This window comes from Providencia sp. PROV130, from assembly GCF_028482225.1.
Classification (GTDB): domain Bacteria; phylum Pseudomonadota; class Gammaproteobacteria; order Enterobacterales; family Enterobacteriaceae; genus Providencia; species Providencia rettgeri.
Genome location: NZ_JAMPQC010000016.1, coordinates 25,950 through 40,462, shown reverse-complemented (window position 1 = coordinate 40,462; position 14,513 = coordinate 25,950). Strand labels below are relative to the sequence as shown.

Sequence of the window (14,513 nt, the reverse complement as noted above, 5' to 3'; positions counted from 1 at the left end):
TTTTCGTCGGCTAAAGCAATTGAATAGATTGATAAGCAAGGTTTACTGAAATCATTTTAAATCAAACAATAAAACCGCCTTAATTGTCTCATAACATTTAACAAATACCAGCGGTTAGTGAATGAATTTTAATGAGTTAGATAAAAAGAGAGGATATCTCACGCAGGGAGAATTAACATAATTTATAAGTACACATTAGGCAAATGAATATTATCAACACCTCGCTGCTGTAATAGTTGAGCGAATGCCTCCACTTCTATTTGGGTTGCCGCAGGCCAGTTAGCTGCTTCATTTTTTACGCCATGCTGTTGAAAGGCGTTAATCTTTATCCGTGTGCTCGTAGGAAGTTGATTTAGAAAATCAGCAAGTTCATCAATATGTTCTAGGTAATCTGTTTGCTGAGGAATATACAATAAGCGCAATTCATACAATTTCTCTGCTTGCGCCAAATATTGAATCGATTGAAAAACACGCTGGTTATCTTTTCCTGTTAGCCTTAAAGCACACTCATCACTCCATGATTTTAGGTCAATCATCACGCCATCCGTATACTCAATCACTTTATTCCAACCCGCAGAAGCCAGATGTCCATTACTGTCAATAAAGCAGGTTAAATGCTTGAGCTCCGGTGTGGCCTTAATTGCTTTAAATAATTCAATAATAAAAGGTAATTGTGTTGTTGCTTCCCCACCACTAATCGTTACGCCATTCAGGAAAACAACATTTTTTTTCAAGTCATTGATGGCGTCATTAACACTTAATGGCACCGTCATCGGGCTTGAATTTTTAGTGCACGTTTGCAAACAGGTATCGCAAAGCTGGCAGGCATCGCTATCCCAGATAACCTTACCATCCACAAACGATAACCCATTGTGAGGACAGGTTAAAACACAGTCCCCACAATGGTCACAAAGCGCCATGGTATATGGGTTATGGCAATTCAAACACCGTAAATTGCAACCTTGCAAAAAAATAACGTGCCGATTACCAGGGCCATCTACACAGGAAAAAGAAATAACCTTATTCAGCGTAGCGCATCGATTGCTCATGACTAATTACTCGTTGCTGACGGGCTGTAATTTTACAGTTCTTAGTCGCTTCCTCTCCTAACCAGGTAGTGTTACTTCTAGAACCTTGTTCTTTGTATTTTTCGATATCCGACAAACGTACCATGTAGCCAGTAACACGGACTAAATCATTACTCGCCACGTTTGCAGTAAACTCACGCATTCCACAGCTAAATGCCCCTTTGCACAATTGCATTAATGCTTGCGGGTTTTGTTTAATCGTTTCATCGATGGTTAAAATGTCACTGATCCCAGACAAATAGTGTTTGTGATGAGGCGCTACGGCTTGGATATGCGAAACAGGATCGGGCTCTTCACCGTATGGAATGCGAGCCCCCGGTGTAGTCCCTATATCCGAACTGATCCCAGATTGGGCATGGAGCATGGCTCGGTTTTTATAACCATATTTAACAGGTGTGGTTTCGACAAAGTCTGCCAACTGTTCACTGATTTGATAAGACAGTGGCAAGGCAGGTGAATTTGCTTGATACGCACCTTTCGCTCCATCTTTTTCCATAAGGATATTCACGGCTTCAGCTAAACCATAAATACCAAACATCGGGGCAAAGCGTTCTGGCTCTATTAATCCTTCTTGGACAAGAAAACTGGTTTGGAAGAAGTTTGATTCCTCAAATAAAAATGCGCTACGTGTTTCAATGAGTTCCATTTGTAACTCACAATACTTTTTCAATTGCACATTTAAAAAATCAGCTGAATTTTGACTGCGTAATGCAACCTTGCGCAAATTAATACGAACTAAAGTGCTTCCTCCGCCTGCAACAGGCAATGCATTATAACAGCTGACAATGCCGTAACCTTGTTCATCAAATGCAGCACGATGAATGATATCATTCGCAATATGCGGTTTGCTGCATTCACAAATATTTTCAATCGCTTGTAAGAAAAGTGATTCAGGTGTGCGCTGTGGGTGATAAACAAATGTCAGGTTAGGTGCGACTTACTTCAATTCCGCATCGATACGTAAAATCAAACGGCAAATCACGTTGTCATCCGGCCCAATATTGGCATGCATAAAGGCATCAGGTAGAGTTCGGTCTAATTGTATCCAAAATCTTTTTAATTTTGGATACAATTGTTCTTCTGTCAATTCCCCTACATATGGCATGAGTACTTTATCTAAGTACCCTAAAAATACAGGGAAATTAGTTACCGATGGAACGTGATGATATAAAATCATCAGATGATTAAGCGCATCATCAAAGTCCTCTGCAGGGGCTAATTCTAGGTATGCTGAACCTTGGTTGAGGTATTTTACATAATCAGGCAACACATAGCGTGGCTTATACGGTGCATTTCCTTCATACATATCACAAATAACACGTTCACTTAACGCCTCTGCGAGGGGTTGGCTCATCGCAAGATAGGGAATGTGGCTATCCGCCTCTACCGCTAAAAAATTGGCTTTTTGTTTTGGTGATAATATTTTATCTGTGGCGATAGCCAAGCATTTAGCTTGGTATTCAGTCAGTGGTTCTTGACGTTTCATCATGGTGATGTTCCTTTTTTAGTTAGAAGCTAACGTTGCTTACAGCAATGTATATGCCGTAGACTTTCAAGAACTAGCTCCTAGCCGTGTTGACATGCAGCAACTTATAACCGCCGCCTATATCCTCCATTTCATCCCATTGAGACAAGTCATTATTTGACGTGCGTCATACTTTTTGGATTTGTTTGCACGCTATTTTTCATAAATGTCTGCTCTATCAACATTACTAGTCGTTATCACCTAAATAATACGAAATACCTCTTTATTACAGAAAGTTAGCCACATCTATAATGAGTGATACATTGGTTTTTCTTATCTTTACTAACTCAATTCAGCTCATTTATTTTCATCAAGTAATCACATTATCTAATTAAAAATGGAGTATTTTGTCAATTATTGGTTTTTTAGGAGAATTAACCTATTCAATAGCCAATTTGATCAGCTAATATCCCTTTTTACTGTCAGTTATCCCCCTTAAAAATAGGCAAAATTAAACAGTTCTAATATGACCAGCTAGTTATTATCCTTAACTATGTAATTAATACTGTTATATTCTGTACATCTTAATTAAAATAATTGAGCTCAAAATTATAATAATAATGCTAATCTGATAATCATTAGCGAGCTAATCATCATTTTTATATCTGCGATACAGAACTGGATTTACAATGAGAGTTTATAAAAACATACAGTTGGCCGTAGGTGCTTCGCTACTCATGAGCGCCTCAATCTGCATATCATCGCCTGCCGTTGCGCAAGAGCAATCGGCAAATTTATGGGATAAATTTAAAAATAATGTCAGTACCACATGGGACTCTGACAAATATGAGTTATATGTTCCTGCGGTGACTTGGCACAACCGTGCAATGTACGACAAGAAAAAAACGGATGAGTATAACGAGCGACCTTGGGGTTTTGGCCTTGGTAAATATCGTTATGATGAAGACAATGACTGGCATGCTATCTATGCAATGGCATTTAAAGATTCACATAATGATTGGGAACCAATTGGTGGTTATGCATTCCAAAAAATGTGGATCCCAGGGGACATTGATGGTTTTCGTATGGGAGCAGGCTTCACTCTAAGTGTCACTGCCCGTAGGGATATGTACTACATTCCAATCCCAGCACCGCTCCCGCTAGTATCAGTGGAATATGACAAGCTTTCGCTGCAAGCCACTTATATTCCAGGAACTTATAATAACGGTAACGTATTATTTGCTTGGCTACGTTGGCAGTGGTGACCTAACGGCTTCATCGCAGTATAAAAAGACCGGTCGGGTATTCCCACCGGTCTTTTTATTATAAGAAAAAAACCAAATCTAGCTTAATTGTTGGCTTTTGGCTAAGTCTTGCTTTTTAGCCCCTGAGAATTGATACCCAACCCATAGAACTGCTATCCATAATGGCATAATTAATACCGAAATGCGCAAGCCGTCCATTGTCAGGATGATCCCTAAAATCAACAGTAAAAATGCTAAGCACAGATAGTTTCCAAATGGATACCAAATGCTTTTAAATTTCGTTTCAACACCTTGTTTGTTCATTGCTGCTCTGAACTTCAAATTTGAAACACAAATCATAATCCAGTTCAGAACCAAGGTTGTCACGACCAATGACATTAACAATTCGAAAGCTTTACCTTCCATCACAAAGTTAATTAAAATTCCACCAGAAGTCGCAATACCTGAAACGAATAATGCCATGACGGGGACGCCACCTTTATTCACTTTCGCAAGAAATTTAGGTGCATTACTTTGTTGTGCTAAACCAAACAACATACGGCTTGTTGCATAAGCCCCACTGTTATACACAGACAACGCAGCAATTAAAATAACCACATTCAATGAATTAGCAACCAGTAAATCGCCTAATTCATGGAAAATCAAGACGAATGGGCTTGTTTTGCCATCAAGATCAACCCAAGGATATAACGCGAGTAATACCGCTAACGAGCCAATATAAAAAATCAAGATGCGATATACCACTTGGTTTATTGCTTTTGGAATGCTTTTATCTGGGTCTTCGGCCTCTGCAGCGGTAATACCGACAAGCTCTAAGCCCCCAAATGAAAACATAATAATTGCCAAAGCCATTATTAGCCCATTAAAGCCATTAGCAAAGAAACCACCATATTCCCATAAGTTACTGACTTTCGCTTGTGGGCCGCCATGACCGCTGAGCAGTAAGTAGCAACCAAAAATAATCATAGCAACGACTGCAATGACTTTGATTAATGCAAACCAGAACTCAGTTTCCCCATAAGAGCGCACATTGACCAAGTTAACCGCATTCACAGCAATAAAAAACACCGCGGCAGAAACCCATATCGGGAGTTCAGGCCACCAATGTTGCATATATTTACCTGCGGCGGTTAGTTCTGTCATCCCAACAAGGATAAACATGACCCAGTAGTTCCACCCTGAGAGAAAACCTGCAAAGCCACCCCAATACTTAAATGCAAAATGACTAAACGAACCCGCGACAGGTTCCTGAACAATCATTTCTCCCAACTGGCGCATAATAAGAAAAGCAATAAACCCACACAGTGCGTAACCAAGTAAAACCGATGGCCCTGCCATTTGTATGGTTGTTGCTATTCCGAGGAATAACCCTGTACCAACAGCGCCTCCCAAAGCAATCAATTGGATATGCCTGTTTTTTAATCCCCGCTTTAGCGTCTGTTGCTGTTGCGCCATAACTTTACCCTTTCGTCCTCTTACTTGCTTTTTATCGTCCAAAATAATGATAATGACACAAGTTTATTTGAATTTTCTTATTAACACTACATTCTTCTGGCGCTGTTTTTACCATATTTTACGGCCCAAAAGCAGGTGCTATTAGTTATTTTTTTTCATCACATAACAAAATGATACCGCAGGATAGTTACCCCAACTCAATATCATGGATTGTGCATTAAAAAGCAAATTCAAAATGGTAACAAGTCAGTTACACGACAAATACCAAAAATAAAGTTTTCTCCCCCCTGATCACACAGGTTGTCCATCGCTAAGAGATAGAAAAAAAGACACGCTAAGACAGCACTTACAGCAATAATTAATTTACGACCAAACACCGACAATTCCTTCATATTTCTATGATGATTTTATTTTTCAAATGATTACAATATTAAGGTACTGCCATTTTATGATAGATATCATTTATGGCATTGCACGTAATGCGTTTATAGAACAAATGGTACTCTAATTTAGAGCATCAAATTTGAGGAAAATATGCAATTGACCTCTTTTTACAAAAATTCCGCTCATTTTAGGCGCTATTGGTCATTAACTTATTCTGATTGTGCTTTTTTTACCCTAAAAATGGGAAATACCGCACAAGCAGCCTTTGTCATCATGAAATGAAGTTGTGTATACTTCTGCTACCGTAAAACTAGAAAACATTTGAGATGCCACAAGATAACCACTTAGCACTTGTTTATGCTTTGAGTAAATGGATAGAAGAACACTTAGGGCGCGTGATCCACTTAGAAGAGCTCGCGGCTTATTCAGGCTATTCACTTTGGCATATGCAAAAAATCTTTAAAGAAGTCACAGGGATTTCACTGGGTAAATATATCCGCCAACGCCGTCTTGCTGGTGCGGTTAACTTACTGCGCAATAGCAGCCAGTCTATTTTCGATATCGCTCTGGATTTTGGTTTTGGGTCACAATCCCACTTTACCTATATGTTCCGTAAAGAATATGGCATTACGCCATTTGATTTTAGACAGAATGACCAAATTCAATTAGATGTGAAGCAACCGCTTCATTTAATTCATAATTATGAGTGAGAATATTTTAGCCGCATTAATCTATTGATTCACATGCTAATGCTATAAAACATTGTCATTTCAAGCTTCGACTATTGAACAGAGTTCCTGCTTTGTATTCTGTTCAATTTCATATCAAACACCCATTATTCTATTGTGAGTAAAATTATAACTATTCGTATAATTTACATTCTGAATAATTGGAGTAAGGTATTGGCAGAAAGCACGCATTTTAGGAGGCATTGGATGTCAATCAAACTGGTCGCCATTGATTTAGATGGCACATTACTTAACTCCCAACACCAAATATCTCCCGCAGTAAAAGAGGCTATCACTCAAGCCAAACAAAAAGGTGTACATATTATCTTAGCCTCAGGTAGGCCATTTTCGGGGATCTCCCCTTACCTACGGGAATTAGATTTAAATACCGCAGATAACTATTGTATTAGCAATAATGGTAGTGTCATTCACCAAGCCAATGATGGAAGTCATCTGGCAGAGAATTTGTTAGATTTCGCTGACTTCCAATATTTTGAAGAACTAGCTAGAAATGTCGGGGTTCACATGCATGCTCTTGCGGATAACAGCATGTTCACGGCAAACCGCCATATTAGTCACTATACAGTTGCAGATGCTTATTTAACTCATACTCCACTAATCTATTGCCCCGTTAATGAAATGGACTCTTCTTTGGAATTTACTAAATTTATGATGATTGACCATCCAGAGAAATTAGATATTGGTATCAGTTATCTTCCAGAGAATGTCTTCGATAATTACGCTTTAACCCGAACAAGCCCGTATTTCCTAGAGGTGTCAAATAAAACCTCAAGTAAAGGCGCGGCATTGCAATGTATCTGTGAAAAACTGGGTATTACACCTGACAAAGTCATGAGTATTGGTGACCAAAATAATGATATCCAAATGCTACAATACGCCAGTGTTTCTGTCGCAATGGGCAATGCTTTAGAGCCAATTCGCCAAATGGTTAAATTTGTGACCACAACTAATGATGAAGATGGCGTTGCTGTCGCCATTAATAAATTTATTAATGTATAAGTCCGCAAAAATTCACTTTAGTCTAATTTCTGTTGCAGCGCTTATCTGGACGCGCTGCACCTTTTAACCACTTATTGGTTTTTGCCTCGTCGCTAAAAAGCAAATCACCGACCCCATTGTCACCATTAACACACCTTGCCAAAAACTTAACGTTAATGCCGTGCTTAATAACATAGACGCGAATGCAGTTGATATAACTGGGGTAAAATAAGAAAGTGTCCCTAAAAAAGCCACATTGCCCTTGATAACCGCAAATGTCCATAATGCATTCGCTCCGCCAGTCGCAATTGAGGCAACCAGTAATAATAACAGGCTTTCTTTATTGATAATAAACGGTGTTGGGGTACTGAAAAAATACAAAATCCATAACCCAATAGAGGTCATGATAAAGAATAGTACCATACCATTGTGACCTCCAGAAATTCGCTTAGTGACATTGCTGTAAAACGACCAAACAATAGCCCCAATAAAGGCTAAAAAATAACACAGTGGATTGCTTTGAATATTTTCCCAAATCGTTTGCACCGACAATGGCTGATTTCCTGAAATTACCCAGATCAACCCCATAAATGCTAAAACTAACCCTAATCCCAATAATAAAGTGAAACGTTGACGGTTAAAAAATACCGCCAGTGCGATAGTAAAACTTGGCCACAAATAATTCACCATACCAAGTTCAATAGCTTGCTGCCGGCTATTGGCTAAGCCTAACGCCAATACAAAACAGATTTCATAACTAACAAACAGTACCGTTCCCCAGAGTAAATAGCGTTTGGGATACTTCGTTATTTTAGGCACCCCCATGGCAAGTACTAACACAAGGGAACCGACTGTATAAACTAATGCTGCACCACCGACAGGCCCAAAATCTTCACTTACACTGCGGATCAGCCCAACCATTGTGCTCCACAACAAGATTGAAATAACTCCATACAGCGTTGCGGCGTACTGATTCAATTTCATAACTCTCTCGGCTATTTAAATTAGAAATAGGATATATACTGTGATAATACATTTATTTCATCACCTTAAAAAACCTTATAGCTCAAAGAATTATAAAACAAGCGTTTATTCTTATTAAACCTTGATAATATTGCATAAAAAAAATTCTCAGGCTTTCACCTAAGAATTTTATGCTTTACGTTTTTTATATTAGCGAGATGTTTCTTTCTCAACCCACTTATCGACTTCTTCTTTTTCCCATATCCCCTCCTCAAACTGTTTCTTTAATTCAGGGTGCTGATTAATATCAAAAGTCGGTATTTTACCTGCAACCAATTGCTGGTTATAATCTTTAGCGAGTTTGAAAGCGATACCCGATAATAAAAGGATCGCGATTAGATTTGTTATTGCCATTAACCCCATGGATAAATCAGCAAGTTTCCAAATAAATGGCATTTCAGCAAGTGCACCAAACATCACCATACCTAATGCAGCTAAACGGAAAATAAATAAACCCGCTGTATGATTATTTTCTAGAAAAATCATATTGCTTTCAGCGTATGCATAGTTAGCAATGATTGATGTAAACGCAAAAAAGAAGATAGCAATCGCAATAAAGGTGCTTCCCCAGCTACCAACGGCAGAAGATAGCGCAAGTTGTGTCAATTCAATGCCATTAATGTTATCCATCCCACTTTCTAGAACACCAGATGACAAAATAATAATTGCGGTCGCACTACAAATAACAATGGTATCCATAAAAACACCAAGCATCTGCACATATCCTTGAGATGCAGGATGAGGTGGATAAGGTGCTGCGGATGCCGCTGCATTTGGTGCTGACCCCATCCCGGCTTCGTTAGAGAATAGCCCTCTCTGAATACCTTGTGTCATAGCCTGAGCAACACCATAGCCAACAGCCCCCCCCGCTGCCTCTTGCAAACCAAATGCATTTCGGATTATCAGCATAAAAACTTCAGGTAATCGTTCAATATGGTGCCCAACAACCCAAAATGCCAATAACAAATAGGCTAACGCCATGACAGGAACAACTAATTCAGCAACCCTCGCAATGGATTTCAATCCACCAAAAATAATAACTCCGCTTAATAAAACTAAGCCAATGCCAACATAAATTGGATTGAAATCAAAGGCGACTGCGGTTGCTTGAGCAATAGAATTAGCTTGTACTGCATTAAATACTAAACCAAAGGCAATAATCAGGAATATTGAAAACAACACCCCCATCCAACGTTGGTTTAAGCCTTTTTGCATATAAAATGAAGGCCCACCACGATAATTTCCTTTATCATCTTTGGTTTTATATAACTGTGCTAAAGTACATTCAATAAAAGATGTTGCCATTCCGAGTATAGCTACGACCCACATCCAAAAAATAGCACCGGGTCCGCCAGCTGTTAGTGCAATTGCGACCCCGGTTAAGTTTCCTGTACCGACTCTAGCGGCTAAACTTGTACATAGTGCCTGAAAAGAGGAAATACCTGCGCTATCCGATTGTTTACTGTTTTTTAAGACACTAAACATATGGCCAAAATGCCTAATTTGAATAAACCCTGATCGAAGCGTAAAATACAGGCCTGCCCCCAGTAATAAATAAATAAGTAACGAACCCCAAATAATATTAGTTAATGAGTTTATAAATTCTATCAAATTACACTCCTTTTTTATTAGAACGATTAATAATGTATTAATCGAAAATCAACCCCTCACATTTAAAACATACCCCCAGAAAAAGGAGTTTAGCTTACAAAAGCTCAATCATCTTAATATGATTATCAGAAATTATATTTTTTTCTCTTTATTGTAAATTAATTTCCGTTTCATCAATCGTTAACTACATTGTGTTTTAATTAAAACAAGTTAGACACTCCCAAATAAACACATATAACACCTTGAAAAACCTAACCAAGAAAAAATTCTTTATGATTAAGTAAGAAATTAATCAAATGATTGATTTTCAGTATTTATTTTAACCAGCAAGTTACTTGAATAAATAAAAAAACATTATTCATTTCATCGTTTCATTCTTAATTAGCTTATTTCTTAACAAAAATATTTATAATATTTCTTTTGTTTAATTTATTTATTATTTGGAATATCTAATCAATGAATGAGGTTAATTTATAATCAAAAAAACCGTCACCGCACAACCATCGTAATTAGATAGTTGCTTATACTTTCACTTAACAATAAACTGAGCCTAATTAAATTTTATAGACAAGAGGTTAACGTATGGAAATTAATATCAAGTTATCTGATGACCCACTTTCTCAGCTCCCTGAAAAATCATATGAGTCCTTCATTGCTGAGCTAAAAGCACGTGTTTTAGAAGTCTACCCTGGCAGCTATCTTTTGATTACTCATGATAATGGCCCAACAACCTTTCAAACTAAAGGCTTTCATGATGATAACGAAGCACATATTGTCTTACATGAACTTGTCGAAGATGTCTTAAAACATGGCCATTGGTTAAAGCAGTAATCTCCCTGTTAGGTTACATGAACAAAACCAGCTATGAGTCTACCTGACCTCTAGCTGGTTATTTTTTATTTCGCCCATATTTCGATAACACGCCTCTAATATGGGTTCAAACTCTGATCAAGATCATACTTAACCTTAACTTTCACCAAAACAAGTTAAAATCGCTTTACCTTACACCGTTATATGATAATGTATATAACGTAATTTTCATTTACATTGCTTTTGCTAATTATAGCGGCCAGTATTTATACTGGCTCTTTTTTATGAAATCATGCTAAAAACCTACTCGTCATCCCCCATTTTAGGCCTAATCTGCTATAGTATTTTTCTAGTACCAGATAGAGTTATTATTCATTGTGTGCAAAATAGAGGTATGACTATGAAGCGTTTGTTACTGGCTTTTTGCCTGGCTCCAGCCCTTGTTATGGCTGATAATGCCCCATTAAATATTAGTGAAATAGCCAAAGATTATTGTGAGATCACTGGTCAAGCACTAAGTGAAGCATACAGCACTGACAAAACTAGCAGTGAATTAACCCAATCAACTATTGCTAAATTGAAAAGTGAAAATGTCGACCTCAAGCAATTAGCCACTGTAGAGTCAGACCTACGAGAAAATCTAACATCAGCGATTGACGCCGTACGTAGCAATAAATCTAAGTTTGCTAATGAAGCCGACTTCAATAAATCACTAAATGACTCTATTTCAGCTTGTAAAATTCAAACTGAACTGCTTTTGAATAAATCTTAATGATTTAATTTTTTAGAAAAGAAAAAACGCTCAAACTAAAATTTGAGCGTTTTTTTATTAATTGGTTGGTTTTTTAATACACAACTGTTCAATCGAGAATTGTAATTCAGGTGTTTCACTAATAATCAATTGCCCATGCTCAGAGAAACGCCCTTCTTTAATGCTGACATTTGCAACAAATGGTAGCGAGCTATCTTGGGTCGATAAGCGGTATAAGCCACAAACCCGATAACTTTCTCCTTCCTTAAACTCACTTTTTTGTACTATATCCACATCACTGAACTCAATCGCTGATGCGTTTCCTAGCTTCTTTTCCACCATGCTTTGCGCTTCATTTTTAACATCTGAGTCACCAATACTGGTATAAGAATGGTATGCAAATACGCCTAAAGCCAATAGCAATACAATTAATAATTTTGTTTTTATACGTTTCAACGCATCACCCTTTCTATTTTATGACAACTCAACCTAGTATAGGTGTATTATATCAATTTGAGTAAACAATTTGAGCTTTTGCCTTACTCATTTACGTTTGTCCTAACCAGCTGACACTAGTTTATAAAAATTAATTTTTATAAACTGAGAATATTACCAATATCCTTCCTGTTATTATTGATTCAATCTATATCTATTAAATTAACATTAATAAAAAAAACATTTTTTATTTAGTTAGTTAGTTTTATACTGGCCTATATACTACTTGACTGATTTAATATATTTTTATGAAAGAAAAAATCGTTAAAAACCTTGTTAGCCTGACTCATGGAACCAACAATGATGTTAAAATAGCGGCAATAAATGCATTAGGCGATTATATTTGTTCTATTGAGCAAGAAGATGCTATCGATAGACTATTAGCCTTATGTGAGGATTATAATAAAGATATAGCTGTCGCATCAATTGTATCAATTAGCAAATTAGCCAAATTCTTCCATGAAACCCAACAAAATAAAACCAACTAAAAAATATCAATTTAACGTAAAATTCATTTATTTAACAAATAATTTTCATTATGAGAAAATAATGGAAGAAACATGACTGAATTATGGTTTATTCATTTAGATAAGTAAATACAATTGAATTAATTAATTCAAATGGCAGAATAATAATTAATAAATATCTAAAGGAGATATAACATGAATATATTAAAGCCATTAATTCTCAGTGCAAGTTTAATCGCGGTTAGCTTTTCAACATTCGCTTACCCAGGAGATGGCAATGGTTCATGGCACCGCGGAGGGTACCAAAACCAACAGCAATATAATGATAGGCCTTGCGATAATTACCGCCACTCTAATTATGCAAATCGTCACCGTGGTATGATGCAGTATTCAACATCAATTCAAACTACTCAACCAGATGAAACACTGAAAAAAATTGCTGCGGATGCTCCTAAAGGAGAAAATGGTAAACAATATATGGTTAAAGTTGCGGTTGTAGAAATTACACCTAATCCCCCTGTACAAGGCCAATAATTTTTACCAAGGGTAGAATAACACTACCCTTTTTTGTTTATATCACTTCAATGGTTATACCCCCCATATAATTGCTCTCCCTTACTTTGCTACCTTGGCATGTTTCTTTTCATATTTACCATAGATAAATTTGCAATAGTTCACAAGCCAATCAAATGAATAAGTAATCATAAAAAGTAAATAATTATTTACTTTAAGACTATTTTGAGTAATCTAATACTTTCAAAGATAATAATTTCAGGGAATAACTATGGATCGCCGTTCGTTTCTTAAATCCACATCAGTAGTTGCAGGTGGAATTGCACTTAACTCGCTTTTTAATCAAGCCATTGCGCAAACAAACAACATAAATATACCAAGTGAAAAACAACCTCTCTTGCTGAATTTTAATGAAAATTCATTAGGGATGTCACCGAGTGCAAAAGAGGCCATTATCAAAGCGTTACCTAATGCATTTCGTTATCCGGATGACGCTCGCGCTGAATTACAGCATAATATTGGTGAGCGCTACAGTTTATCTAATAAGCACATTAGCATGGGTAATGGATCATCTGAAACGATTCAAGCTGCTGTCGCTATGTTGGCAAATAAAGCAAACAAACTCGGTAAAAAAATTCAACTAGTCACTCCTGACCCAACGTTCAATTATGCAGAACTTTATTCTCTGCCATTGGGTATTACGATAACGAAAATTCCTTTAAAAACTGATTTATCATTTGATTTAGAAGGAATGGAAAAAGCGGCTAATGATTTTGACGGTTTATCAATGGTCTATATTTGTAACCCGAATAATCCGACAGCAATGATCACGCCTTATAGCCAGTTGGTTAAATGGATGGGTAAAGAGTCTGACAACACATTTTTTATCGTTGATGAAGCTTACGCCGAATTTGTTGAAGACCCGAATTTTACGAGTGCTATTGAATTAGTCAAAAAAGGCCAAAGTAACCTGATTGTCACACGTACTTTCTCAAAAATTTTCGCCTTAGCAGGTTTAAGAGTTGGCTATGGTGTTGCGGCTCCCGAAATTATTGCTGCTGTAGACGAATTTTTATCTATTGATAATACCAATACAGCAGGAGCAGTCGCTGCAATCGCGTCTCTAAAGGATAAATCATTTATTGAATACAGCCTAAAATCTAACAATATTTCGAGAAAAATCGTAGAAAAAGCATTAAATGAGATTGGGTTAGAATATGCCCAATCTCAGGCTAATTTTATTTTCCATAAAGTTAAAGGTGACGTAAAAACCTATCAACAACGTATGGCTGAAGCTCATGTTATGGTTGGCCGTGAATTCCCACCAGCCATTGGCTGGAATAGACTCACACTAGGAACCCCCGAAGAAATGCAGCAATTTGTTGTGATATTAAAGCAGTTTCATGAAAAAGGGTGGGCATAAATTAAGTTAAACCCCAAAAGAGCAGTTCAAGCTGCT

General features: G+C 37.2%; 14 protein-coding genes and 1 pseudogene. 8 read left to right on the top strand and 7 right to left on the bottom strand.

From position 1 onward, the window contains the following. Positions 1-182 precede the first annotated feature (182 nt). Both PSF28_RS11235 and PSF28_RS11230 read right to left on the bottom strand, forming a co-directional pair. Positions 183-1,049, bottom strand: coding sequence for a YjjW family glycine radical enzyme activase (locus tag PSF28_RS11235; protein ID WP_272685069.1), 867 nt, complete (start codon positions 1,047-1,049; stop codon positions 183-185). Beyond that, positions 1,021-2,577: pseudogene (locus PSF28_RS11230) on the bottom strand (YjjI family glycine radical enzyme). Before PSF28_RS11230 ends, PSF28_RS11235 begins: the two are co-directional and overlap by 29 nt. 665 nt (positions 2,578-3,242) lie before the next feature. Here PSF28_RS11230 and pagP point away from each other — a divergent pair. Then, positions 3,243-3,818 carry a lipid IV(A) palmitoyltransferase PagP gene (pagP, locus tag PSF28_RS11225; protein WP_109912424.1) on the top strand — a complete coding sequence of 192 codons (576 nt, stop codon included), beginning with the start codon at positions 3,243-3,245 and terminating at the stop codon, positions 3,816-3,818. A gap of 78 nt (positions 3,819-3,896) precedes the next feature. On the opposite strand, the gene PSF28_RS11220 is transcribed toward pagP, so the two are convergent. Both PSF28_RS11220 and mgrB read right to left on the bottom strand, forming a co-directional pair. Continuing rightward, positions 3,897-5,273, bottom strand: a complete 1,377-nt coding sequence (locus tag PSF28_RS11220) for an amino acid permease (RefSeq protein ID WP_210836338.1) — start codon at positions 5,271-5,273, stop codon at positions 3,897-3,899. A gap of 230 nt (positions 5,274-5,503) precedes the next feature. Then, the gene (gene mgrB / locus PSF28_RS11215; protein ID WP_004911439.1) at positions 5,504-5,650 is read right to left on the bottom strand and encodes a PhoP/PhoQ regulator MgrB; all 147 of its coding nucleotides are present in this window, start codon (positions 5,648-5,650) and stop codon (positions 5,504-5,506) included. Positions 5,651-5,983: 333 nt separating this feature from the next. Here mgrB and PSF28_RS11210 point away from each other — a divergent pair, with 333 nt between their 5' ends. Both PSF28_RS11210 and yidA read left to right on the top strand, forming a co-directional pair. Then, entirely contained in the window at positions 5,984-6,367 is a 384-nt protein-coding gene (locus PSF28_RS11210) for a helix-turn-helix domain-containing protein (protein WP_004911441.1), read from the top strand. Between the two features lie 225 nt (positions 6,368-6,592). Further along, a complete protein-coding gene (yidA, locus tag PSF28_RS11205) occupies positions 6,593-7,405 on the top strand; it encodes a sugar-phosphatase (protein ID WP_210836339.1) in 813 nt (270 codons plus the stop codon). Positions 7,406-7,468: 63 nt separating this feature from the next. On the opposite strand, the gene yddG is transcribed toward yidA, so the two are convergent. Both yddG and PSF28_RS11195 read right to left on the bottom strand, forming a co-directional pair. After that, positions 7,469-8,368, bottom strand: coding sequence for an aromatic amino acid DMT transporter YddG (gene yddG, locus PSF28_RS11200; RefSeq protein WP_272685068.1), 900 nt, complete (start codon positions 8,366-8,368; stop codon positions 7,469-7,471). A 189-nt stretch (positions 8,369-8,557) separates the two neighbouring features. Next, the gene (locus PSF28_RS11195) at positions 8,558-10,018 is read right to left on the bottom strand and encodes an alanine/glycine:cation symporter family protein (protein WP_272685067.1); all 1,461 of its coding nucleotides are present in this window, start codon (positions 10,016-10,018) and stop codon (positions 8,558-8,560) included. A 582-nt stretch (positions 10,019-10,600) separates the two neighbouring features. Here PSF28_RS11195 and PSF28_RS11190 point away from each other — a divergent pair. Continuing rightward, entirely contained in the window at positions 10,601-10,849 is a 249-nt protein-coding gene (locus tag PSF28_RS11190) for a DinI-like family protein (RefSeq protein ID WP_004253462.1), read from the top strand. A 379-nt stretch (positions 10,850-11,228) separates the two neighbouring features. Continuing rightward, positions 11,229-11,600, top strand: coding sequence for a hypothetical protein (locus tag PSF28_RS11185; protein WP_109912418.1), 372 nt, complete (start codon positions 11,229-11,231; stop codon positions 11,598-11,600). Positions 11,601-11,657: 57 nt separating this feature from the next. On the opposite strand, the gene PSF28_RS11180 is transcribed toward PSF28_RS11185, so the two are convergent. Further along, complete coding sequence (locus PSF28_RS11180; RefSeq protein WP_210840507.1) at positions 11,658-12,035, bottom strand: hypothetical protein; 378 nt, start codon at positions 12,033-12,035, stop codon at positions 11,658-11,660. A 287-nt stretch (positions 12,036-12,322) separates the two neighbouring features. On the opposite strand from PSF28_RS11180, the gene PSF28_RS11175 reads away from it, so the two are divergent. The 3 genes from PSF28_RS11175 to PSF28_RS11165 all read left to right on the top strand — a co-directional run bounded on the left by PSF28_RS11175 (position 12,323) and on the right by PSF28_RS11165 (position 14,477). Beyond that, complete coding sequence (locus PSF28_RS11175; protein ID WP_004911467.1) at positions 12,323-12,562, top strand: HEAT repeat domain-containing protein; 240 nt, start codon at positions 12,323-12,325, stop codon at positions 12,560-12,562. A gap of 174 nt (positions 12,563-12,736) precedes the next feature. Then, the gene (locus tag PSF28_RS11170; protein WP_210839812.1) at positions 12,737-13,075 is read left to right on the top strand and encodes a hypothetical protein; all 339 of its coding nucleotides are present in this window, start codon (positions 12,737-12,739) and stop codon (positions 13,073-13,075) included. A gap of 250 nt (positions 13,076-13,325) precedes the next feature. Beyond that, entirely contained in the window at positions 13,326-14,477 is a 1,152-nt protein-coding gene (locus tag PSF28_RS11165; protein WP_272685066.1) for a pyridoxal phosphate-dependent aminotransferase, read from the top strand. Positions 14,478-14,513: the final 36 nt, after the last annotated feature.

Bases quoted from the DNA above. Each gene is read 5' to 3' on its own strand.
- PSF28_RS11170 (WP_210839812.1), top strand. From the start codon at position 12,737: ATGAATATATTAAAGCCATTAATTCTCAGTGCAAGTTTAATCGCGGTT.
- yddG (WP_272685068.1), bottom strand. From the start codon at position 8,368: ATGAAATTGAATCAGTACGCCGCAACGCTGTATGGAGTTATTTCAATC.
- PSF28_RS11185 (WP_109912418.1), top strand. From the start codon at position 11,229: ATGAAGCGTTTGTTACTGGCTTTTTGCCTGGCTCCAGCCCTTGTTATG.
- PSF28_RS11165 (WP_272685066.1), top strand. From the start codon at position 13,326: ATGGATCGCCGTTCGTTTCTTAAATCCACATCAGTAGTTGCAGGTGGA.
- PSF28_RS11220 (WP_210836338.1), bottom strand. From the start codon at position 5,273: ATGGCGCAACAGCAACAGACGCTAAAGCGGGGATTAAAAAACAGGCAT.
- yidA (WP_210836339.1), top strand. From the start codon at position 6,593: ATGTCAATCAAACTGGTCGCCATTGATTTAGATGGCACATTACTTAAC.
- PSF28_RS11175 (WP_004911467.1), top strand. From the start codon at position 12,323: ATGAAAGAAAAAATCGTTAAAAACCTTGTTAGCCTGACTCATGGAACC.
- PSF28_RS11235 (WP_272685069.1), bottom strand. From the start codon at position 1,049: ATGAGCAATCGATGCGCTACGCTGAATAAGGTTATTTCTTTTTCCTGT.
- PSF28_RS11190 (WP_004253462.1), top strand. From the start codon at position 10,601: ATGGAAATTAATATCAAGTTATCTGATGACCCACTTTCTCAGCTCCCT.
- PSF28_RS11210 (WP_004911441.1), top strand. From the start codon at position 5,984: ATGCCACAAGATAACCACTTAGCACTTGTTTATGCTTTGAGTAAATGG.
- pagP (WP_109912424.1), top strand. From the start codon at position 3,243: ATGAGAGTTTATAAAAACATACAGTTGGCCGTAGGTGCTTCGCTACTC.